At 73.3% G+C, this 23,701-nt stretch carries 10 protein-coding genes and 1 pseudogene; 9 read left to right on the top strand and 2 right to left on the bottom strand.

Annotation, left to right across the window (positions count from 1 at the left end; genetic code table 11):
* Positions 1–109 precede the first annotated feature (109 nt).
* The 6 genes from ACFYO2_RS25685 (at position 110) to ACFYO2_RS25660 (ending at position 20,490) form a co-directional block, all read left to right on the top strand.
* Positions 110–13,831: an SDR family NAD(P)-dependent oxidoreductase gene (locus ACFYO2_RS25685; RefSeq protein ID WP_388353397.1), complete on the top strand. Its 13,722-nt coding sequence runs from the start codon at positions 110–112 to the stop codon at positions 13,829–13,831.
* 51 nt (positions 13,832–13,882) lie between these two features.
* The gene (locus ACFYO2_RS25680; protein ID WP_388353394.1) at positions 13,883–16,666 is read left to right on the top strand and encodes a thioester reductase domain-containing protein; all 2,784 of its coding nucleotides are present in this window, start codon (positions 13,883–13,885) and stop codon (positions 16,664–16,666) included.
* A complete protein-coding gene (locus ACFYO2_RS25675; protein WP_388353391.1) occupies positions 16,663–17,799 on the top strand; it encodes an alpha/beta hydrolase in 1,137 nt (378 codons plus the stop codon). Before ACFYO2_RS25680 ends, ACFYO2_RS25675 begins: the two co-directional genes overlap by 4 nt.
* A gap of 67 nt (positions 17,800–17,866) precedes the next feature.
* The gene (locus tag ACFYO2_RS25670) at positions 17,867–18,646 is read left to right on the top strand and encodes an alpha/beta fold hydrolase (RefSeq protein ID WP_388353388.1); all 780 of its coding nucleotides are present in this window, start codon (positions 17,867–17,869) and stop codon (positions 18,644–18,646) included.
* A gap of 359 nt (positions 18,647–19,005) precedes the next feature.
* Positions 19,006–20,205 (top strand): serine hydrolase domain-containing protein, encoded by a 1,200-nt coding sequence (locus ACFYO2_RS25665; RefSeq protein WP_388353385.1) that lies wholly within the window; start codon positions 19,006–19,008, stop codon positions 20,203–20,205.
* Positions 20,206–20,343: 138 nt separating this feature from the next.
* Positions 20,344–20,490, top strand: a complete 147-nt coding sequence (locus ACFYO2_RS25660; RefSeq protein WP_388353383.1) for a hypothetical protein — start codon at positions 20,344–20,346, stop codon at positions 20,488–20,490.
* Between the two features lie 39 nt (positions 20,491–20,529).
* Here ACFYO2_RS25660 and ACFYO2_RS25655 read toward each other — a convergent pair.
* Positions 20,530–20,781: pseudogene (locus tag ACFYO2_RS25655) on the bottom strand (lamin tail domain-containing protein); the annotation flags it as partial.
* Between the two features lie 47 nt (positions 20,782–20,828).
* Here ACFYO2_RS25655 and ACFYO2_RS25650 point away from each other — a divergent pair.
* Positions 20,829–21,692, top strand: a complete 864-nt coding sequence (locus ACFYO2_RS25650; RefSeq protein ID WP_388353380.1) for a DUF1932 domain-containing protein — start codon at positions 20,829–20,831, stop codon at positions 21,690–21,692.
* 27 nt (positions 21,693–21,719) lie between these two features.
* Here the strand turns inward: ACFYO2_RS25650 and ACFYO2_RS25645 are convergent, their stop codons facing one another.
* Positions 21,720–22,190 (bottom strand): hypothetical protein, encoded by a 471-nt coding sequence (locus ACFYO2_RS25645; protein WP_388353378.1) that lies wholly within the window; start codon positions 22,188–22,190, stop codon positions 21,720–21,722.
* A 189-nt stretch (positions 22,191–22,379) separates the two neighbouring features.
* Here ACFYO2_RS25645 and ACFYO2_RS25640 point away from each other — a divergent pair, with 189 nt between their 5' ends.
* Entirely contained in the window at positions 22,380–22,991 is a 612-nt protein-coding gene (locus ACFYO2_RS25640) for a LysE family translocator (RefSeq protein WP_388353375.1), read from the top strand.
* Positions 22,992–22,993: 2 nt separating this feature from the next.
* Entirely contained in the window at positions 22,994–23,695 is a 702-nt protein-coding gene (locus tag ACFYO2_RS25635) for a B3/4 domain-containing protein (protein WP_388353372.1), read from the top strand.
* The last annotated feature ends 6 nt before the right edge of the window (positions 23,696–23,701 follow it).

Raw genomic sequence — 23,701 nt, 5'->3', positions numbered from 1 at the left:
AACGGCCGTACCCCGGCCACGTGTTCAGCCGTAAGCCCGCCTTGCCGGCCGTATCGCCATCGCCCGTACGGGAAACAGCCCGAGCCCGACTTCACGAGGACCTGCCCAGATGCCTGCGAACGAGTCCCCGAAGCAGTCCGTCACCACACCCGAGGCGGTGCGTGCGTGGCTGGTGTCCGCCGTGGCCGAGGCGTCCGGGCTGGACCCGCTGACCGTCGACCCGCGTCGGCCGATCGCCGAATTCGGCCTGGGCTCCCGCCAGTTGGTGACCCTGGCCGCGGAACTCTCGGAGCGGACGGGTCAGGCCCTCGACCCGTCCATGGTCTTCGACCACCCGACGGTCGAGGCACTCGCCGAGGCCGTGTTCGGCGGCGCCCCAGCTCCTGCCGTCGTCGAGTCCTTGTCCGTGCATCCCGCACGCGCGGACGACGACATCGCGATCATCTCCATGGCCTGCCGCTTCCCGGGCGGCGCCGACGACCCCGAGGCGCTGTGGCGACTGCTGTCCGCCGGCGAGGAGGTCGTGACCGAGGTGCCGCCGGGCCGCTGGAACACGCAGGACCTCTACGACGCCGACCCGGAGGCCACCGGCACGGCGTACTCCCTGCACGGTGGCTATCTCGACGGTATCGACCGCTTCGACGCGGCCTTCTTCGGCATCTCGCCGCGCGAGGCCGCCGCCATGGACCCGCAGCAGCGGCTGCTCCTGCAGACCGCCTGGGAGACGATCGAGCGCGCCGGGATCGTCCCCGAGACACTGAACGGCAGCTCAACGGGCGTCTACGTCGGCCTGTACGACAGTGGCTATCTGGCCTCTGCCCCGTTGGCCCAACTCGACGGGCACGTAGGCACCGGCTCGGCGTCCAGCGTGGCCTCCGGGCGCATCGCCTACACCCTCGGCCTCCAGGGCCCGGCGGTCACCGTCGACACCGCCTGCTCCTCCTCCCTCGTCGCCCTGCATCTGGCGGCGCGGGCGCTGGCGGGCGGTGAGTGCGACCTGGCGCTGGCCGGCGGGGCCACGCTGCTGGTGACGCCGCGCGGGCACGTGGAGTTCAGCCGGCTGCGCGGGCTGTCGCCGTCGGGGCGGTGCAGTGCGTTCGGGGCCGGTGCGGACGGTGTGGTGTGGGCCGAGGGGTGCGGCCTGGTCCTGCTCAAGCGGCTGACGGACGCCCGCCGGGACGGGGACCGGGTCCTCGCGGTCGTCAAGGGCTCGGCGATCAACCAGGACGGCCGCAGTCAGGGCCTGAGCGCGCCCAACGGGCCTGCCCAGGAAAGGGTGTTGCACGCCGCGCTGGACGCGGCCGGTCTCCGGCCCGGCGACCTGGACTACGTCGAGACCCACGGCACCGGTACCCCGCTCGGCGACCCCATCGAGGGCCGCGCGCTGGCCGCCGTGTTCGGGCCGGCCCGCCCCGCCGACCGACCGCTCGGCATCGGCTCGCTGAAGTCCAACATCGGCCACACCCAGGCCGCCGCGGGCATCGGCGGCATCATCAAGACGGTGCTGTCCCTCGCCCACGAGCAACTCCCGCCGTCCCTGCACGCCGACACCCCGACCGACCGCGTCGACTGGACCGACAGCGGCCTGACCCTGCTCACCACCGCCCGAGCCTGGCCCCGGAACGACGAGCGAATACGGCGGGCCGGCGTGAGCGCGTTCGGCATCAGCGGCACGAACGCGCACGTGGTACTGGAGGAGGCCCCGAGGGACCCGGCGCGGCCGGGTGGGGAGTCGGAGCGGGGCCCCGCCCGTCTGTCCGAGGAGACCGCGTCGAATCAGGTCGGTCCGAGAACCGACGACCGTCCCGCGCCGAGCCTCTTCCCGCTCTCCGCCCGTAGCCGGCCCGCCCTTCAGGGGCAGGCCGACCGCCTCCGCCGGGCCCTCGCCGCCGAGCCGTACGCCCCGCTGTCGTCCGTGGCCGCCACGCTGGCCCATCACCGCACGCACTTCGAGCACCGGGTCGTCATCCAGGCGGGCGACCGCGACGAGTTGCTGGCCGCCCTGCACGGGCCGGCCGAGGGACAGGCCGACCCCGATCTGGTCGTCGGGCCGCAACAGGCCGGACAGGACGGCAAGTTGGCCTTCGTCTTCCCCGGCCAGGGGTCCCAGTGGACCGGCATGGCCCGCGACCTGCTCGACGGCGACCCGGTGTTCGCCGACGAACTCGACCGCTGTGACGCCGCACTGCGCCCCTTCACCACCTGGTCGGTCGCGGCCGTCCTGCGCGGCGACGCGGGCGCACCCTCCCTGGACCGCGTGGATGTCGTCCAGCCGGTCCTCTTCGCCGTGATGGTGTCGCTGGCGGCCGTGTGGCGGGCCCGCGGCATACGCCCCGACGCGGTGATCGGGCACAGCCAGGGCGAGGTCGCCGCCGCCTGTGTCGCCGGGGCACTGAGCCTCAACGACGCCGCAGCCGTCGTCGCCCTGCGCAGCCAGGCCCTGACCGACCTGTCCGGCACCGGCACCATGGCCGTCGTCGCCCTGCCGCACACCGAGGTGACCGCCCGCCTCGCGGAGCACGAGGGCCGTATCTCGGTCGCCGCCGTCAACAGCGGCCGCTCGACCGTGATCGCCGGTGACGTGGACTCCGTGGAGACCCTCCTTGCCGACCTCGACCGGCAGCAGGTGTTCGTCCGCCGCCTCGACGTCGACTACGCCTCCCACAGCGCTCAGGTCGAGCCGGTCCGTGCAACGATCCTCGACGAACTCGACGGCGTCACCACCTACCCGACCTCCGTCGCCTGGTACTCCACCGTCACCGGCGAACCGGTCACCGAGGAACTCGAAGCGGACTACTGGTACACCAACCTGCGCGAGCCCGTCCGCTTCGCCGCCACCGTGGAGCGCATGGCCGCCGACGGCTACCGCCACTTCGTCGAACTGAGCCCCCACCCCGCCCTGTTGACGGCCCTGCGCACGGTCGCCGAGGACACGGACCTGGACCTGGTCGCCGTCGGCTCGCTGCGCCGCGACGAGAGCGGCCCCGCCTGCCTGGACCGCGCCGCCGCCGAACTCCACGTCCACGGGCGGCACCTCGACTGGCGCCGCCTGGTGCCGGACACCGACCCGGCGAACCTGCCGACGTATGCCTGGGACCAGCAGCGCCACTGGATCGAGCCCGCGAGCGTCGGCGGGGGCGTCGGCTTCTTCGACCGCGCCGCCCACCCGTTGCTCGGCATCCAGCTCCAGTCCCCGGACGAGACCCGCTGGACGTTCCGCAACGAGTGGTCGACGGCCACCACGGACTGGCTGCCGGACCACACCGTCTTCGGCCGCACCGTGGTGTCGGGCACCACCTTGATGGAACTGTGCCGCGCGGCGCTCGCCGTGGCCCGCCCGGGTGACGTCACCGACCTGCTCCTGCTCGCGCCCCTGACCCTGCCCGCCTCCGGCACGGTCGAGGTGTCCGTCGAGGTGACCACCGCCGGCCCGGTACCGGAGATCACCGTGCACAGTCGCCCACGCGGCGACGAGTCGGCGGGATGGACGCTGCACGCGACGGCGTCGGCCGCCGAGCCGGCCTCCGCGACAGCGGGGCGGCCGCCGGTGTGGCCGGAGACCGCCGAAGACGCTTGGGGCGAGCAGACGTACGCCCGCCTGACCGGCCTCGGTCTGGGCTACGGCCCCGCTTTCCAGGCCGTAAGGCAGGCCGTCACGACCGGCGAGGGCGAACTGCTGGCCCGCCTGTCCCTGCCCCCGGTGGCCCGTGACGCGGACGACCCGTATCCGGTCCACCCGGCGCTCCTGGACGCCGCGCTGCACGTCGCCGCCGCGTTCGACACGTCCGAGGACCGGGTCCTGCTCCCCATCGCGGTGGGCCGCTGCGTCCTGCCGCCCGGCGGCGCCACCCAACTGACCGCGTCCGTACGGCGGACCGGAGGCTCGGGGACCGACCTCACCCTGGACGTGACGCTGTGGGACGCCGACGGTTTCCCCGTCGGCCGCCTGGAGTCCGTACGGCTGCGCGCCGCGAGCCCCGCGGACCTGCGGGGAGGTTCGGAGAACGGGCGGCACCTGTACGAGCTGGCGTGGACGGCCGTCGACGCGCGGTCGGGCGGGACGCCCGGCACCTTCTGGAGCGTCGTCGGTGACCGGCACGATCCGCTGGCCGCCGAAGCCCTCCGCGCTCTCGACGCGTCCGGGATCGAGGTGCGCGAGACGGGCACCGACGTTCTCGTACGGTTCTGGCGGCACCCGGCGCCGGACGGGGAAACCGCCGCCGCGGCACAGGAGCTGGCGTCCACCGCCCTCCGCGAGCTGCAGGCGCTGATCGCCCTGCCGGCCGAGGAGGCGCCCGCCCGGGTGGTGTGGGTGACCCGGGGTGCGGTCGCGGCCGGCGACGGCGACACCGTCCCCGGTCTGTCCCAGTCGGTGCTCTGGGGACTGGCCCGCAGCGCCCGCGCCGAGCACCCCGACCTCGGACTCACCCTGCTGGACCTCGATGACCCGGACCTCGACGGGGTGGCGCTCGCCGCCGCGCTGACGGCAGCCGTCGGGCAAGCCGATGAGCCCGAACTGGCCGCACGCCAAGGCGCGTTGCTCGCACCCCGCCTGGTGCGGGCCCGCCCGGCCGACGTGGCCGGAATCCCGACCGAAATCCCCACCGACGGCACCGTACTGGTCACCGGCGGGCTGGGCGCCGTCGGCTGCCACATCGCCCGCCTGCTCGCCGAACGCGGCGTTTCCCGCTTGCTGCTGACGTCACGTCAGGGGCCCGAAGATCCGCGCACCGCCGAGGTCACCGCCGAACTGACCGCGCTCGGCGCCCAGGTCGAGGTGGCGGCGTGCGACATCGCGGACGCCGAGGCGGTGACCGACCTGCTCGCCCGCGTCGGCCACGACCTCCCCCTGCGCGGTGTCGTGCACTGCGCCGGCGTCCTGGCCGACGGGATCGTCGCCGAGCTGACCCCCGAGCGCCTCGCCCAGGTCCTGCGCCCCAAGGTCGACGGCGCCGCCCACCTGCACCGCCTCACCGCCGGCCTGCCGCTCGACCTCTTCCTGCTGGTCTCCTCGGCCGCCGGTGTCCTCGGCACCGCGGGCCAGGCCAACTACGCGGCCGCCAACGTCTTCCTCGACCAACTGGCCCACCACCGCAAGGCGTCGGGACTGCCCGGCGTCTCGGTCTCTTTCGGCGCATGGGCGGGCGAGGGCCTGGCCGCCGCGCACGCGGACCTCGATCGGATGGCCCGCCTCGGCCAGCGCGCCCTCACCGCGGACCTGGGCCGCGACCTCGTCGACCTCGCCCTGCGCCGGAACCGCCCGCACCTGGTCGCCTGGGCCCTGGACCTGCCGCGCCTGCGGGACAACGCGGCCGCGACCGACGGACCGGGCGCCGCCCTCTGGCGCTCGCTGCTGCCCGCGCCCCGCACCGGGCACGACGTCGGCCGGCGCCTCGCGGACCGTCTCGCCCGACTGCCCGAGGCCGAACGGGCCGCCCGCGTCCTCGCCCTGGTCCGCGAGGAGGCATCCCTGGCCCTCGGCATGCGCTCCGCGGAAGCCGTTCGCCCCGACCAGCCGCTGCGTGAACTGGGCATGGACTCGGTGACTGCGGTCGAACTGCGCAACCGCCTCAGCACCCGTCTCGGCACCAAACTCCCCGCCACACTCCTCTTCGACCACCCCACACCGGCCCGCCTCACCGACCACCTCCTGACCTCGGCCCTCGCGACGACCCGCCCCACCGCACCCGCGCGGGCGACAACCCGCCCCACGACACCCGCGACCGACGAGCCCGTCGCCCTCGTCGCCATGGCCTGCCGTCTGCCCGGCGGCGTGAGCGATCCGGAGGGTCTGTGGGAGCTCGTCACCCAGGGGCGTGACGCGGTCGGACCCTTCCCGGCCGGACGCTGGGACGTCGAGTCGCTGTACGACCCGGACCCGGAGGCGATGGGCAAGTCGTACGCCCGCGAAGGCGGGTTCCTCGACGACATCGAGTCCTTCGACGCGGGCTTCTTCGGCATCACCCCGAAGGAGGCCGCCGCCATGGACCCCCAGCAGCGACTCCTGCTGGAGACGACCTGGGAGGCGCTGGAACGCGCCGGCATCGTCCCCGCCCGGCTCGCGGGCAGCACCACCGGCGTGTACGTCGGCATGTTCGGCAGCGACTACCTGTCCGGCTCCCGGCTCGAACAGCTCGACGGATACGTCGGCACCGGCACCGCCCTCAGCGTCGCCTCCGGCCGGCTCGCCTACACCCTCGGCCTGAACGGCCCCGCGCTGACCGTCGACACCGCCTGCTCGTCGTCCCTGGTGGCGGTCCACCTGGCGGCACAGGCGCTGCGCGCGGGCGAGTGCGACCTCGCCCTCGCCGGCGGAGTGACGCTGATGGTGACACCGCAGACCTTCGTCGAGTTCAGCCGGCTGCGCGGTCTGTCCCCGACCGGCCGCTGCCGCTCCTTCTCCGACGGGGCCGACGGCGCCATCTGGGCCGAGGGCGCGGGGATGGTCGTACTCAAGCGGCTCGGTGACGCCCGCCGGGACGGCGACGAGGTGCTGGCCGTGCTGCGCGGCACCGCCGTCAACCAGGACGGCCGCAGTCAGGGCCTGTCCGCGCCGAACGGCCCGGCGCAGGAGCAGGTGATCCGGCGGGCCCTGGACCTGTCCGGGCTGGAGCCCGCCGACATCGACTACGTCGAGGCCCACGGCACCGGCACGGCCCTCGGCGACCCGATCGAGGCGAACGCCCTCGCCGAGGTGTTCGGCGACGCCCGTCCCCAGGGCCGTCCGCTGCACCTGGGCTCGTTGAAGTCCAACATCGGGCACGCGCAGGCCGCTTCGGGTGTCGCCGGGCTGATCAAGGTGGTGCAGTCGCTGCGGCACGAGACGCTGCCGCGCACCCTGCACGCCGGTACGCCCAGTCGTCACGTGGACTGGGACGACAGCGGGCTGCGTCTGCTCCAGGAGCCGCTGCCGTGGCCGTCGTCGGCCGAGCGGCCCCGACGGGCCGGGGTGAGTGCCTTCGGGATCAGCGGAACCAACGCGCACGTCATCGTGGAAGAGGCCCCGCGCACGGAGGCCGAACCTCCGAAGTCCCAATCCGGCCCGGGTGCAGGGCTGTTCGTGCTGTCCGGACGCGGTGACACCGCCGTACGGCAGCAGGCCGCCCGCCTGGCCGCGCACCTCACTGCGGACACCGACCTGCCCGGCGTCGCCCACACGCTGGCCCGACACCGCAGCCACTTCGAGCGGCGCGCGGTGCTCGTCGCGGGCGATCGGGGCCAACTCCTCGCAGGACTCGGCGCGTTGGCGGACGGGCGGAGCCCGATCGCGCCGACCCGCGAGGAACAGACGGGCAAAGTCGCCTTCGTCCTCTCGGGGCACGGCGGTCAATGGCCCGGCATGGGCGGGCAGTTGCTCGCCGAGTCGGAGGTGTTCCGCGACGAGCTGACCCGGATCGACGAGGCGGTGGGCAGGCACGCCGGCTGGTCCGTGCTCGATGTCCTGCGCGACACCGAGGACACCGCGTGCTTCGACCGGACCGAGATCCTCCAGCCGCTGCTGTTCGCCGTCAACGCGGCACTGGCCGCCGCCTGGCGCTCCCTCGGTGTCACGCCGGACGCCGTGATCGGACACAGCCTCGGCGAGATCGCCGCCGCGTACAGTGCGGGCGCGCTCACCCTGGACGACGCCGTCACCGTGGTGACCGGGCGCGCTCAGGCCGTCGTACCACTGACCGGCCGGGGCGGCATGCTGGCTCTGGAACTGCCCCGCCCGCAGGTGGAGGACCTGCTCACGCCGTACGCCGGCCGGCTGTTCGTCGCGGCGGTCAACAGCGCCCACTCCACGGCCGTCTCCGGAGACGCCGAAGCACTGGCCGAGCTGGCCGGGCACCTGGAGGAGCGGCGGATACCCGCCCGCCGGCTGTCGACCCCGTTCGCCTCGCACACGCCCTTGATGAACCCACTGCGTGAGGAACTCCTCGGCCGTTTCGCCGCGGTCCGCGGAACCTCGACGCCGACCCCGCTGTACTCGACGGTCCTGGCCGAGCCGATGCCCGGGGAGCGGCTGGACGCCGGGTACTGGTTCGAAAACCTCAGCGAGCCGGTCCGCTTCGCCGACACCGTCCGGCGGATGCTCGCCGACGGCTACCGCTACTTCGTCGAGCTGAGCCCGCACCCCTCCCTCGGCGCGTCGATCGAGGCCGTGGCGGCCGAGGAGGGCGTCGACGCGGTCGGCGTCGCGTCACTGCGCCGCCGCGACGGCGGACAGGATGCCCTCCTGCGCGGGCTGGGGGAGCTGTACACGGCGGGGCACACCCCCGACTGGTCGGCCCTGTTCCCGGCCGGGCGCCGCGTCGACCTGCCGACGTACGCCTTCACCCGGGAACGCCACTGGCTCGCACCCGCCCCGACGAGCAGCGGCTCGCCGCTGATCGGTACCCACGTCGAGTCCAGCGACGAACCCGACCGGCACCTCTTCCAGACCGACGTCGACCTGCGCGATCCCCGCTTCGCCTATCTGGCCGACCACCGGGTCACCGGCGAGGTCTGGCTCCCCGGCGCCGCCTTCCTCGACATGGCCCTGGAAGCCGCCACCGCCGTACAGGAAGGCCGCCGAGTCCGGCTGGCCGACGTCAAGTTCGTACAGCCGCTGCGTCTCGACGCGGAGACGCCCGTACGACTGCAACTCGTCCTGCACCCGGCCGCGGACGGCTTCCGGGACTTCACCATCGCCTCCGCGGCCACGGGTGCACCGTGGGAGCGGCACGTTCTCGGGCGGGTGGCGGTCACCGCACCCGCCGAGGACACGGGCGACGACCTTGCCGCGTGGCGCGAGCGGTGCGACGAGACGGCCGACCTTCCGGCCGTCTACGCCGGTCTCACCGCCCTCGGCATCGACTACGGGCCCGCTTTCCGCGGTCTGGAGGAGGGCCGCCGTTCGGCCGACGCGGCACTGGGCAGGCTGACCCGCAGACCCGCCGACGGCCACCTGCTGCACCCCGCCGTCCTCGACGCCGCCTTCCACACGGCCGCCCTGCCGGGCGACGCACCCCAGGGGCGGGCGTTCGTGCCCGCAGGAGTCGGCCGACTCCGCTTCACCGGACGCGGTACGGCACCCGCCTGGGCGGCCTGCACCCTGCGCTCCCTGGACGGCGACACGGCGACCCTAGACCTGCGCCTGTACGACGAGGACGAACAACTCCTGCTGGCAGCCGAGGAGTTCACGCTCACCGCCCTCTCGCCCCTGGACGGCGCACTGTTCGAAACCCGCTGGCAGTCACGCCCGGTCGCCAAGGAGCCGCCGAGCCAGGGCAGTTGGCTGATCCTGGCCGACGGGACGGGCGTGGCCGACGCACTCGGCGAGCGCCTGCACTCCGCCGCCGTGCCGCATGTCGTCGCCCGCAGGGGATCGACGTACGGCACGGAGGGGCCCGGCCGTTACGTCCTCGACCCGGCCGATCCGCGGCACCTGGCCCGACTCCTCGACGAGGCCTTCGCCGACGCGCCGCCCGAACGCGTCGTCCAGCTGTCGGCGCTCGACGCCCCGCCCGTCGCGGACGCCGGTACGGCAGAGCAGGCGGCCCGGGTGTGCTGCCTGGACACCCTGCACCTGGTCCGGACGTTCGCCGACCGCACCCAGGGCCGGGCACCCCGCCTGTTCGTCGTCGTACGAGGCAGCCAGGCCGCCGGAGACAGCACCCGGGTCACCCACCCCGAGCAGGCGCTCGCCTGGGGCTTCGGACTCGCTGTGGCCCAGGAGCACCCGGAACTGTCGACCACACTGATCGACCTGCCGCCCACGGACGGCGTCGACGCGCTGTGGACACAGCTGCGCCACGCCGACGACGAACGCCTCGTCGCCCTGCGCGGCGAGAGCCGCCTGGTCCCGCGCCTGACCCGAACCCGCCCCGACGACGAAGGCCACGGCGGGATCACCCCGGACGGCGTGTATCTGATCACCGGCGGTCTGGGCGGCCTCGGCCGGGTCGTCGCCGCACGACTGGCGGGCCGGGGCGCCCGCCGGCTCGCCCTGCTGAGCCGCGGCACGCCCAGCGAGGACGCCGTCGGCTGGATCGGGGAACTGGAGGAGCGCGGGATCGCCGTGCACCTCGCCCGCGCCGACGTGGCCGACCGCGACAGCCTGGCCGCCGCCCTGGACGCCGTACGCCGCGTTGCCGGCCCCATCGCCGGAATCGTCCACGCGGCCGGTGTGCTCGACGACGCCACCGTCGCCAACCTGACCGACGAACGCGTCCTGCGCGTCCTCGCCCCCAAGGTCCTCGGCACCGCCCTGCTCACCGAACTGGTCCCGGAGGCCGACAGCCTCGTCCTGTTCGCCTCGGCCGCCGGCCTCCTCGGCTCGCCCGGCCAGAGCCCCTACTCGGCGGCCAACGCCTTCCTCGACGCCTGGGCCCATCACCTCTCCCGCACCGGCCGCCGGGCGCTGAGCCTGGACTGGGGCGCCTGGGCGGGCGTCGGCATGGTCGCCGCGTCCGGCACCCGGGCCGCCGAGACCGGCCGGTCCGGCCTGGTCGCCTTCTCCCCGCAGGAGGGCGGCGAACTGTTCGACCGGGTGCTGGGCACCGAGCGCCGCCAGCTCGCGCCCCTCGCCCTGGACTGGGAACTGCTGGCCCTCGATCCGGACGCGGCACGCACCCGCCCGATCCTCGCCGACCTGGTCGGCGCCCCGGCGGCCACGACCGGCTCCGACGGCCTCGTCAAGAGCGTGTTCGCGGCGACGACGGACCACGAACGCGCCGAACGGCTCGAAGCGTACGTACGGGCCCGGGCCGTCCAGGTCGCGGGGGGAGCCGTGGACGTGTCCGCGACCACGGCCCTGAAGGAACTGGGCCTGGATTCCCTCATGCTCGTCCGCCTGCGCAACGCCTTCGCCCGGGAACTCGGTGCCGAACTCCCGGCCGCCGCCGTGTTCTCGGCGACCGACATCCGCGGCCTGGCCCGGGCCCTGGCCACCGCGCTGCCCGACGGAAACCGCGAGGAACGCCCCGCCGAGGCCGTCGCCGAGGTACCCGAGACCGCACTGCGGCCCGCCACCCGTGACGTCGTACGACTCCTGCGCAGCGCCCAGCCCGGCATGCCGGACGCGGCCCACGCGGTCGGACTCGCGGTAACGCTTGCGATGCCGACCAGCCGTGAGGCCCTCACCGGCATCCTCGACCGGCTCACAGCACGGCACGCGGCACTGCGTACGGCGATCGTCACGGGCGCGGAGGCCGGGCGACAGCTGCTGGTCGAGCGCGAGTTGGGGCAGCCCCTGCTGCGCTGGACGACCGTCACCGACGGGCCGCTCGACGCCGCCGACCGGCTGCGGCGCCTGCTGGAGCCGCCGTTCGACCTGACGGCCCCGCCGCTGTGGCGATTCGAGCTGCTCGACGCCGGTGCCCAGGGCCAGGTCCTGGTGTTCGGCGCGCACCACGCCGTGAGCGACCTCCAGTCGCTGCTGCTGGTGGCCGGGGAGATCGACGCGGAGCTGTCCGGGACCGTGCTGGGCGACACCGTCACCAACCGCGACATCGACCTGCTGATCGAGGCCCAGCGCACCGGCGAGCCCGGCGCAGGTACGGCCGAGTGGCGCGAGGCGTTCCAGGGCAGCGCCCGGCTCGACCTGACGCTCGCTCACCCCCGCCCCCAGACGCGGTCGTATCGCGCCGGGAGCGTGACCGTGAAGATCCCCGACGGGCTCATGGAACGTGTGTCCGCGACCGCGAGCAAGCTCGCCGTGACCCCCGCCGCGTTCTGCCTCGGCACCCTGACCGTCCTGCTGGCCAGACTGCGGGAGCGGGAACGCTTCGTGCTCGCCGTGCCCGTGGACACGCGCATCCACGTCGACGCCTTCGACGCGGTGGGCTTCTACGGCGTGCCGGTCCCGTTCCCGGCCGAGGCCCGGGCGGACGAACGGATCGAGGACGTGCTGCGCCGGACCGACGGCCGCCTCGAGAAGATCCTCGCGAAGGGCGCGATGTTCTCCGACGTCCTGGCGACGCTGGCGAAGCAGGGGCTGTACCGGCCGAACGCGCCGTTGGTGGAGGTGTACTTCAACTACGTGCGCTCCGCCGCGAGCCCACTCACCCACCTGGAGGTCCTGCCCGCCGGCACCGGCTGCTCCGACCTCGACCTGATGATCACCATGACCCCGGACGCGGGCCGTATCCGGCTCGACCACAACCTCGACATCCTGGACGCGGCGAGCGCGGGCGAGCTGGGGGAGGAGCTGGTGCGGCTGCTGGAGGAGACGGCAGGCGAGCCGACGGCGCCGGTGCGGACGACTCCGCCCGTTGTCGCGCCCGGCACGCTCGCCCTCGCCGCCACCTTCGCCCTCGGCAACCTGCCGCGGCTGTGCGAGGCGGCGGTCGACGAAGGCGCGCAGGGCGGGGAACTGACGGTCGCGGAAGCCCCGTACCACCACGTGCTGGCGGGCCTGCGGGACCCTGCCGGCGTGTTCGCTGAACCCTCAACGGCGGTGGGTGCCGTGTTGCTGCGGGCGGCGGACTTCGAGCGGTTCGGGCCGGTGGACGACGAACTGCTCGCCGAACTCCGCACCGCCTACCCCGCCGCGCTGCGGGCCCTGGCGGAACGCACCCGCAAGCCGCTGATCGTCGGCTTCCTGCCGTCCGCGCGCTCAGCGGACCGCCTCACCCGCTGGGAACGCGAAGTCGCCGCGGAACTGGACGAGTCGCCCGGCATCGCGGTGCTCGGCCACGACGACTGGACCCGGTACCACGAGGTCGACGAACGCATCGACGAGCGGACCGAACGGCTGGCCCACCTGCCCCTCACCCCGCACTTCCAGGCAGCGGTCGCGCTGCGACTGGCCGACATCGTACGGGCGGTCCGCCGCCCCGCACCGAAGGTGATCGCGGTCGACGGCGACGAGACGCTGTGGGGCGGCGTGGCCGGGGAGATCGGCCCCGAGGCGGTCGACCTGACCGGTCCGCGCGCCCTGCTGGCACGCAGGCTGCTGCGGTGGCGGGAGGCGGGCGCGCTGCTCGCACTGGTCAGCAACAACGACGAGGACACCGTCCGGGCCGTCCTGGACCGCCCCGACAGCCTGCTGAAGGCCGAGCACTTCAGCGTGCTCTCGGCCACCTGGGGTCCCAAGTCGGGCCGCCTGGCGGACGCGGCACGCAGGCTCAACCTCGGCCTCGACAGCTTCCTGTTCCTCGACGACAACCCCGTCGAGATCGCCGGCATGCGCTCCGCGCTGCCGCAGGTGCTCTCGCTCACCTGCCCGCCGACCGGCCAATTGGAGGAGTTCCTCGGCCGGTTGTGGCCGCTCGTCCCCGCGCCGACGACAGCCGAGGACGCCCTGCGCGCCCGGTTCTACGAACAGGAACGGGAACGGGACGCCGTACGCGAACAGGCCGGTTTCGAGGAGTTCCTCGCGCAGCTGGAGTTGCGGGTCGACATCCGTGCCCTGGCCGAGGCGGACGTGCAACGGGCCGATCAACTCGTGTGCCGCACCAACCAGTTCACCCTCCGGGCCCGGTCCGCCGACGGCGGCGACCTCGCCCGGTGGCGGGAGCACGGCGAGGTGTGGACGGCCGCCGCGCGGGACCGGTTCGGCGACTACGGCCAGATCGGCCTCCTGGCCGTACGCGCCGACGGCGACCGACTCGACGTACTGGCCTGGCTGATGAGCTGCCGCGCACTCGGACGGGGCGTCGAGGAACGCCTGTTGCAGTGGCTGGCCGACCGGGCCGAACAACTGGGCTGCACCAAGGTCCGGCTCACGGCGGAGCGGACCCCACGCAACGTACCTGCCCGGCGCCTGGTGGCCGCGCTCGGTGGCGGCGACCAGGACGACGAGCGACTGGAGACCGTGGTCACGCCGGAACAGCTTCGGGAGTTCCGGTCCTGGCGACAGCGGTGATCGGACCGGCAGCCGCATGGAAAACGATAGCGCACATCATGAAGGGCACTCATGCGTGAGGTGAACGAGGCCACGTCGGCACACGCCGCACAGCGGGCCACCGCCGAGGCGATCGAGCGGGGCGGTACGGGGCTCAGCGTGACCGAGCTCCTGGCAAAGGTGACCCGACCGAGGGAGGGGGCCCGCACGGCCGACTCAACGGGACAGCAGGCCGGGCGCACTGCTGGGCCGCCGCCCGGCAAGGTTCCCGAGGCCGGCGTTGAGCCTGCGCCCGGCATGGTGCCCGAGCCCAGCACGGGGTTCGCGCCCGGCAGTGCCCCCGACCCCGGCGTTGGGTCCGTGCCCGGCATGACGACCGCGCCCGGCACTCAACCGGTGGCCCGCAATGGGCCCACCCTCGGTGTTGAGCCCGTGCCGGGCACGGATCCCGCCCTCGGCAAGGTGCCCGCCGCCGAACCGCCGTCCGCCTCCGCGGCCGACGGCACGCCCGCCTCCGCGCCCTCCCCGGACACCGACGCGTTGGCCGCCCTCATCGCCTCCGCCGCCGCCCGCCACCTCCCCGGCGGACACCTCTCTCCCGACGCCGACTTCTTCGACGCCGGCGGCAGCTCCGTGAACGCCGTGGAACTCGTCGCGGAGCTGGAGGACCAACTGGGCCTGGAGATCGACCTGGACGAGGTGTTCGCGGACGCCCGCCCGCGTAGCCTCGCCCAGCGCTGGCTCAAGGCGTCCCCCGCGGCGGGACTCCGCATACCCACGACCGCAACGGCCCCCGGCGCGCACAGGACCACGCCGGCACCGCCGACCGCCGTGACCGCCATCCCGCCCGCCTCGCCGACCACCGTCGCCGCGACCACACCCGCACCCCCCGCCACCCTCCCCTCGCCCGACACGGCACCGACCCCGGTCTCCGCGGCCGTCCCGGCGCCACCCGCCACCGCCCACGCCCCGCACACCACCGCCCACGCTCCGCACACCACCGCCCACGCTCCGCACACCACCGCCCGCCGCGAGGACCTGGACCAGATCCTCGCCGACCTCGCCCTCGCCGACCGCCTGCCCTTCACCGGCTCTCCCGAGCCGCTGCCGCCCCGCCGGATCCTGCTGACCGGCGCGACCGGCTTCCTCGGCGGGCACATGCTGCTGGACCTGCTGCGCCACAGCGACGCACACCTCTACTGCCTGGTCCGCGCGGCAGACGAGGACGCGGCCGTCGCCCGTCTCGGTGAGGCGCTCCGGAGCTATCACCTGCCCTGGTCCTCGGAGGTGCGCCGCCGGATCACCGTGCTGCCCGGCGACATCCGCCGCTCGCACCTGGGCCTGTCCGACGAGGTCTGGAACACCCTCGCCCACGAACTGGACAGCGTCGTGGGCGTCGCCGCCGCAGTGGACTTCCTGCGCGGCTACCAGTCACTGCGGCAGAGCAACGTCCTCGGCACCCTGACCCTGGCCGAACTCGCCGCGACCGGCCGCCCCAAGCCGCTGCACCACATCTCGTCCATCGCCGTCTTCAACGAGGTGGGCATCACCGCCATGGGTGAGGACGACCCGCTGGCCCACGTCGACCGCCTCATCGCGGGCTACGACCAGACGAAGTGGGCCGCCGAGGTCGCCCTGCGCCGCGCCCGCGACCACGGACTGGTCGTCACCGCCCTGCGTCCCGGCGGTATCGGCGGCCACACGAAGACGGGCGCCTACAACCCCCAGGACCTCAGCAGTGGCCTGTTCTCGGCCTTCGCCCGCTTCCGGACCGTCCCGGCCTTCCGGCATCTGAACGCCGCCCCGGTGGACTGGGTGAGCCGGGCCGCGGTCGCCGCCGTATGCGAACCCGACGCCTGGGGCTACGACTACAACCTGACCGGCGTCCCCAACACCCTCGACGACGTCGTACGGGACATGGCACTCGGCGGCATGCACGTACGCGTCCAGGACTGGGACGAGTGGCGCACGGACACCCTCGCCCGTCTCCAGTCCGACCCCGTACCCGAACTGTCCTTCTTGTCCCGGGTGTTGCAGAGCCCCGCCGCTCTCAAACTGTGCGAGGCGACCCTCACCGGCCCGGCCGCCACCATGGACCGTACCGCCGCTCTCCTCGAGGCACTCGGCCTCGAACCCGCCGCCCGTTACGACGCACGGGCCCAGCTGAAGACGTTCGAGCGGCTCGCCGGCGACGGTCTGGCCCGGCTGCCGCACAAGGACGACCAGCCCTACCTGTGGTTCAAGGAGACCGCCGAGGGCGCCGTACGCCCGATCGGCACGTCGGCGCCCGCCACCCCCTGTTCGACGGAGCTCACCCTCTCCATCGCGAGCATGCACCAACTGGTCACCGAGCGCCGCGTGGACGTGCGCGGCGAACTCCGCTGCACCGCCCTCCACCCCGAACCGCTCGTCGTGGAGCGCGGCGACGTCTGGATCCGCCCCGAGGAAGGCATCCCGCACCAGCACGGCCTGCGCCACCAACTCCTGTGCTACCGGCTTCAGTTGCGCGACCCCGACGGCGGACGCTGGTGGCTGGAGGGCCGCAAGTACGCCCGCGCCCGCCGCGACGTCTGGCGGCAGACCCGCGCCCTGAGCGTCGAGATCGGCCGCGAGGGCGAGGCCGCCCACCTGGCGGGCGAGATCGTCGTCCCCGCCGACAGCTACGTACGCGACCAGATCGACGGCATCAAGGTGGACCCGCGCCTGACCGGCCAGGAGAAGCGGGCCGCCAAGCTGACCTGGCTGGCCTGGTTCGGCCTGGAGATGGGCCGCGGCCTGCTCGGCCCCTTCGCCAGGGCCGCCGCCGACCTGCTCGACCTGCGCCGCACCCAGACCCCCACGGAGCACAACCGATGATCTTCAAGGCTGCCGGCCCCAGGACCAGGCCCGCGCTCCGCAAGGTCCGCACCACCACGGCCCTGCGCCCGCTCCGCCACCGCCTCGACCCGACGAGGGTCGAGGAGATCCCCTTCCGCGCGGGCGACGGCGTCCGCCTCGGCCTGACCCGCGTCGACAGCGGCGAGGCCGACCGTCCCGCCGTCCTGCTCCTGCACGGCCACACCGCCTCCGCGGACATGTTCCTGCTGCCGGAGACCCGCAACCTCGTCGATGTCCTCCTCGACGACGGCTACGAGCCGTGGCTGCTGGACTGGCGCGGCAGCTGCCGGCTGCCGTACAACGAGACCGGCCAGAAGTACACCTACGACGACGTCGCCCTGTACGACATCCCCGAAGCCGTCGCCCACATCCGCGCCCGCATCGGCGACCGGCCCCTGTTCGTCGTCGCCCACTGCATCGGCTCGCTCACCCTCTCGCTGAGCATGACGGCCGGCCTGGTGCCGGGCCTGGCCGGTGTCGTGTCCCAGGGCGTGTTCCTCACTCCGAAGCTCGCCGGCCGCACCTCCCTGCGCATGACCCTGGCGGGAGAGCTGCTGAAGTCCCGCATCGACCACATCCCCGTCGACATCCGCAAGGTCGGTCTGTGGTCGAAGTACACCCCTTTGTTCGCGCTGGCCTCCCGCAAGGCGAGCTGTCCCGACCCGACCTGCCAGATCCTGCACAACTCGGCCTGGGGCACGGGCGCCTCGCTCTTCGTCCACGAGCACCTCACCGAGACCACCCACGACCGCCTCGCCGAACTCCTCGGCCCCGCGCCCCTGTGGATTCTGCCGCACCTGCGCCGCATCGAACTGGCCCGCACGGTGGTCCGCTGGCACGACACCGACCTGCGCTACCGGACCCTGCCCCAGAACGCCCTGGACGCGGCCGCCCGCATCGACACCCCCGTCCTGCTGCTGTCCGGCAGCGAGAACGGCCTGTGGCAGGACTCCCAGAAGCTCTGCCACGACGTCCTCGCCCACCGGCAGCCCCAGCTGGACGTCACCTACACCGAGATCCCCGGCTACGGTCATCTCGACACGTTCCTCGGCCGGGGCGCCGCCCTCGACGTGTTCGGACACATCCTGGATTTCCTCGGGCGGCGACGGTGACGGCGGCCCCAGCGCCCATTACCGTACTCGGCAGTAACTCCATCGACACCGCAGGAGGCCAGGCCCCATGCCACAGCTAGCCCTCGACGCCGCCACACTGACGTACGACGACGAGGGCCCCCGCGAAGGTGACGCCACGCCGCTGGTGTTCATCCACGGCTGGACGGCCAACCGCCACCGCTGGGACCACCAGATGGCCCACTTCGCTCCACTGCGCCGGGTGATCCGTCTCGACCTGCGCGGCCACGGCGAGAGCACCGGATCGGGCGCCCGCACGATCGAGGACCTCGCCGGTGACGTCCTGGCCCTCCTCGACCACCTCAAGGTGGACCGCTTCATCCCCGTCGGCCACTCGATGGGCGGCATGATCGCGCAGACCATCGCCCTCGCCCACCCCGACCGGGTCGAGCGCATGGTGCTGGTGAACTCCATCAGCAAGATGGCCTACAGCCGGGGAAGGGCTCTGCTGATGGCGGCCTCCACCCTGGTCCCGTTCAAGCTCTTCGTCGCCGCCAACATCCAGCGCGCCTTCGCCCCCGGCTACCCTCGCGAGGAGATCCGCGCCTACATCGGCGCGTCGGCGGCCACTCCGCGCGAGGTGGTGATGACGCTCTACTCCGCCATGCGCGCCTTCGACGTCCTCGACCGCGTCGGCGAGATCAGCGTCCCCACCCTGCTGGTGCACGGCTACCACGACGTTCAGCTGCCCGTCGCCCCGATGCTGCGCATGGCGACGGCCTACCCGAACGCGGTCATCCGCATCCTGGACGCCGGCCACGAACTCCCGGTGGAGAAGCCCGCGGAACTCACCGCTGCGCTCGACCGGTTCGTGAGTGGCCGGGACTGAGGAGGCCGGCCACGGACCCGTTCGCTCCCGCCGCGCTCACGGATGCCCAGGACGTCGACCCCGAGTTCGACGACGGCTTCTGCACGACCTACGCCGGCCCGGTGTACATCGGCCACCCCAGCCACTGCGTGACCTACTGGGGGCGGATCGGCAGTCAGAGCGGCGGTGCGAACAACGTGCACTGCGCACCACTGAGCGACTGAACGACTGAGCGGTCGAGGGGCGGCGGTCGCACAGGCCGAGAAACGGCGGCCGCCCGGTCGCCGTTCCCTTGGGCCGTATGCAGCAGCACGAGGAGCAGGCGGCCTTCGCGTCCGGTGAGGCTGGATCCGCACCGGACCTCACGCTCAGGAGCCGCCATGCCTCCACGCCCCGCACCGCCCCGCCGCACCGCCATCCGTCGCACTCGGCTGCGGGCGGCCGTCGTCGCCGTCTGCCTCGCGGGCCTGACCCCGGCCGCCGTCAGCGCCGCCGCCGACACCACCCCGAGACCGTCGGACGACCGGACGCTGCAGCGCCAGCTCGACCAGTTCGTACGCAGCCCCGGCGGCCCGCCCGGCATCATCGCCGTGCTCCGCCGCGGCGACGACAAGCACATCCTGCGTGCCGGTGTCGCCGACCTCGCCACGGGCCGGCCGCCCCGCGCGCACGACCACATGCGCATCGCGAGCACGGCCAAGGCCTTCAGCGGAGCGGTGGCGCTCACCCTCGTCGACCACCGCGCCCTGCGCCTGGACGACACCCTCCGCAAACGCCTGCCCCGGCTGCCCAGCGCCTGGGGGTCGGTGACGCTGCGGCAACTCCTGAACCACACCAGCGGCCTGCCGGACTACACCGAAGACCCCGCCTTCATCGAGGAGCTGACCGCCGACCCGCGGCACCACTTCGACTCCCGTCGCCTCCTCGACTACGTGGCCGACGAACCGCTGCGGTTCCCGCCGGGCAGCCGGTACCGCTACTCCAACTCCGACAACATCGCCGTGGCCCTGATGGCGGAGGCGGCCACCGGCACGACGTACGAACGACTGCTGCGTGAACTCGTCTACGAGCCGCTGCGCCTGCGCGACACCAGTCTTCCGCAGGGCTACCGGTTGCCCGAGCCCTATCTGCACGGATACGACGTGACGCCGCCCGGCCCTCCGGAGGACGTCAGTGAGATCCTCGGCGCCTCCGGCGTATGGGCCTCCGGAGGCATCGTCTCCACCCCCGCCGACATGACCCGCTTCGTCCGCGGCTACGCCGGGGGAGCGCTGTACGGCAAGGGCGTGGTACGGGAGCAGCGGCGCTGGATCGCCGGCGCGTCCGAACCGGCAGGCCCGGGACGCAATTCCGCGGGCCTCGCAATCTTCCGCTACGCGACCCGCTGCGGTGTCGTACTCGGCCACACCGGCAACTTCCCCGGCTACACGCAGCTGATCGCGGCCACTTTGGACGGCAGCCGCTCACTGACGTTCTCCGTCACCAGTCAGATCAACCGGACCCAGGCCCCCGCCCAGTTGCGGCAACTGCGTGCCATCCAGGAGAACTTCGTCTGCGCGCTGCTGCGCGGCGGCCATTGAGGCACACGGACGGCCGCGGTGGACCCCACGGCTCCCGGTCCCGAGGGGACCGGGAACCGAGCCGTGGCCTGAACGGTCCGGCACCGGGTAGGCGCAGCGACGAGGGAGTGAAACCTGCCGACCGGAGGAGGGACGATCATGCCGAGCGTCATCCAGCGCATCAAGCAGTACACGAGGAGTCCTCAGGGACGGCGCACCGTGGAGCAGGTGCGGCGCACCGCGTCCGACCCGCGCCGCCGCGCCCAGGCGAAGCGCCTGCTGAGCAAGTGGCGTACCGGCCGGTGACCGGACGGCCGTGACGGTTCGTCAGCCGTGGAAGGTGATCTAACCGTTGCGGTCGGGGTCGGAACCGCTCTTGGTGTACGCGTGCACGTCCGCCCGGCTCCCGGACGGCTTGTACAGGTAGATCGTGTCCTTGTCGTTGTTCCGGATGAAGTTGCAGTTCTGGCGGTAGACGACGTTCTTCGCGTCCGAGTCGGTGCCCTTGCCGCCGCGCAGCTTCACGTAGTCGCCAGGCTGGAGACTGTGATCGGCGGGGAAGCGAAAGCTGTTGCCGACGGCGTCCTTGACGACGTGGGCAGGCGGCTTCGAGGCGTCGCTGCCGACGGCGATAGGGTCCCGGCATGCTTCATACCGACGTGGGGATCGTGCACCCCGGAGCCATGGGTGCACAGGTGGCGGCACAGGTGATGGCTGCGGGCAGCAGGGTCTGGTGGCTGCCGCGGGAACGGTCGGACGCAACCCGGCGGCGGGCAGCCGAGCTGGGACTGCGATCCGCCGGAAGCATGGCCGAGCTGACCGCCCAGTGCACGCTGCTCCTCAGCGTGTGCCCTCCGGCCGCCGCTCTCGACGTCGTCCGCCAGGCGGCGGCCGCCGGCTTCGACGGCGTCTACGTCGATGCCAACGCGGTCAGTCCCCGGCGCATGGCGCAGATCGCCGAGGCGCTGCAAGGCACCGGGGCGCGACTGGTCGACGGGGGTATCACCGGACCGCCACCCCGTGAGGTGGGGACAACCCGGCTGTATCTGTCGGGCGACGACACGGTCGTGGCGGGGGTCCGGGCGTTGTTCGACGGCACGCTGCTGACCCCGGTCGTCCTGGCCGGCCCGGTCGGCCGCGCCTCGGCGCTCAAGCTGGCCTTCGCCGCCTACAACAAGATCTCGTACGCGCTCGCCGCCGAGGCCTGCGCCCTGGCCGAAGGCCACGGCGTCCTCGACGACCTCCTCGACATCGCCGCACACCTGCTGCCCGGCACCCCACTGGCCCGGCCGGAACAATGGGCGAGCGCCGGACCCCGGGCTTGGCGCTGGGAGCCGGAGATGCGGGAGATCGCCGAGGCCTGGCGGGGGAGCGGCCTGCCGGGCATCTTCGCCGACGCCGCGGCGGACACCTTCGAGCGGTGGCACGCCCACAAGGACGACACGACCGTGACCAGCGACCAGCTGCTCGCCGACCTCATCGGGCGAGGACCGGACGAGGCGGGGTGAGGGCCGGCGGACCGTTCCGCCGGGGGCTCAGTTCCACAGGGCGTACGTCACCGTGCGCGCCGGCCGCTCCGGACGGTCGCCGGGGAAGGTGAGCGTCATCCGGCCATAGCGCTGCTGCTGCGGATCCTTCTTCCAGCTCTGCGGCCGGTCGAGCCGGACGACGACGGGATACGAGCGGAAGGTCCCCGCCGCGCAGTACGGATCGCAGTCGTTCACCCAGTTGACGCCCTTGGCCTTGGCCGACGCGGGGGCCCAGTGGGTCCACCGGAGCGAGGCGAGGCGGCTGTTGCCGTCGCCGCAGGCCAGGATGAAGTCGGCGGGACGCACCTGAGGCCGCGAGAAACAGTCGACGAGCACGGTGGCCCTGACCGGCTGCGTCGCGGCCCGCCCCGTCGACGACGGCGCCGCCGCGGGGGAGGCGGAGGCCGGGCCCATGGCCGCCACGAACGCCACCGCGGCACACAGCGCCGCCGCCTTGGTCACCGCGAGTCTCCGCATGTCCGCTCCCGGCCGTCCGCACCCGTACCTGTGTCGACGCTACGGCGGGGTCGGGCCACGCACCACTCGAACGGCGCAACGACGGCCGGAGCAGTTTTATGGTCCACTCAACCCCGCACGCTTTGGCTCTGTCCGGCGGGCCATGACCGCGACAGGGTGAGGGGACAACGAACCCTGCGGAGGCCCACCTTGAGTATCGCGTTCCTGCTGACCAGCCTCGTCGTGGTGGTCACCCCCGGCACCGGCGTGGTCTACACCCTCGCCGCCGGGCTGTCCCACGGCCGCCGCGCGAGCCTCGTCGCCGCATTCGCCTGCACCCTCGGCATCGTGCCGCACCTGATCGCGACGATCACCGGCCTCGCCGCACTGCTGCACGCCAGCGCCGTCGCCTACGAGACGGTGAAGTACCTCGGCGTCGGATACCTCCTGTACATGGCGTGGGCGACGCTGCGCGACAAGGACGCGCTGACGGTCGAGACGGAGTCCGAGCCCCGGCCGGCGTCCCGCGTGATCCTCTCCGGCGTGCTGCTCAACCTGCTCAACCCCAAGCTCACGATGTTCTTCGTCGCGTTCCTCCCGCAGTTCGTTCCCGCCGGAGAGTCCGGCTCCGGTTCCCTCGGCGCGATGCTCCGGCTCAGCGGAGTCTTCATGGCCCTCACCTTCGTCGTCTTCGCCGCGTACGGCATGTGCGCCGCGGCCGTACGTCACCGGGTGCTGGCCCGGCCCCAGGTGATGACCGGCATCCGCCGGGTGTTCGCCGTCTGCTTCGTGGGCCTGAGCGCGCGACTGGCGGTGGCGTGAGCATGCGCTTCCGGCACACGGACGCCCTCTGGGCCGACTACCCCGAACTCTCCGCCGGCGCGCTCTGCGCCACCGGCGTCGACACCACCGCCGACGTCACCGGGCGCGTCGCCGAGTACACCTCCCGCGCCACCACCCGGCTGGCCGGCGCCTCCGAGAGCGCCTTCCCCGAGGTACTCGCCTGGCGGCGGGCCTTCTCCCGGATGGGGCTCAAGCCGACGCAGTACCGCTGCGCCTCGGAATCGCTGTTGCGGCGACTGCGCAAGGAGGGCGAACTGCCCCGCATCCACCCGGTGGTCGACCTGTGCAACGCGCTCTCGGTCGCCTACGGCGTACCGGTCGCGGTCCTCGACGTCGACCGTATCTGCGGCCCCCTGCTCGAGGTGCGCCACGCCCACGGTGACGAGCTCTACACCACCTTCGGTGGCGGCACCGAGCACCCCGCACCCGGCGAGGTGACCTTCGCCGACTCCGCCGGCAGGGCACACGCCCGCCGCTGGACCAACCGCCAGAGCGGCCACTCCGCGGTCGGCGAGCACACCAGCCGGATCCTCGTGGTCACGGAAGCGATGCACGAGGGCGGCGCGGAGGCCGTACCGGAACTGCTCAAGACCGCCGCCGAGGAACTGACCGCGCACTGGCCGACCACCACGGCATCGGCCGTCCTCAGCCGCTCCGCACCGGAGTTCGGCTTCGCCGACTGATTTCCG

Origin of the sequence: Streptomyces sp. NPDC006602 (genome assembly GCF_042870385.1) — a bacterium.
GTDB lineage: Bacteria > Actinomycetota > Actinomycetes > Streptomycetales > Streptomycetaceae > Streptomyces.
The sequence above is the reverse complement of the archived record's forward strand: the minus strand, read 5'-3'. Positions and strand labels throughout refer to the sequence as shown.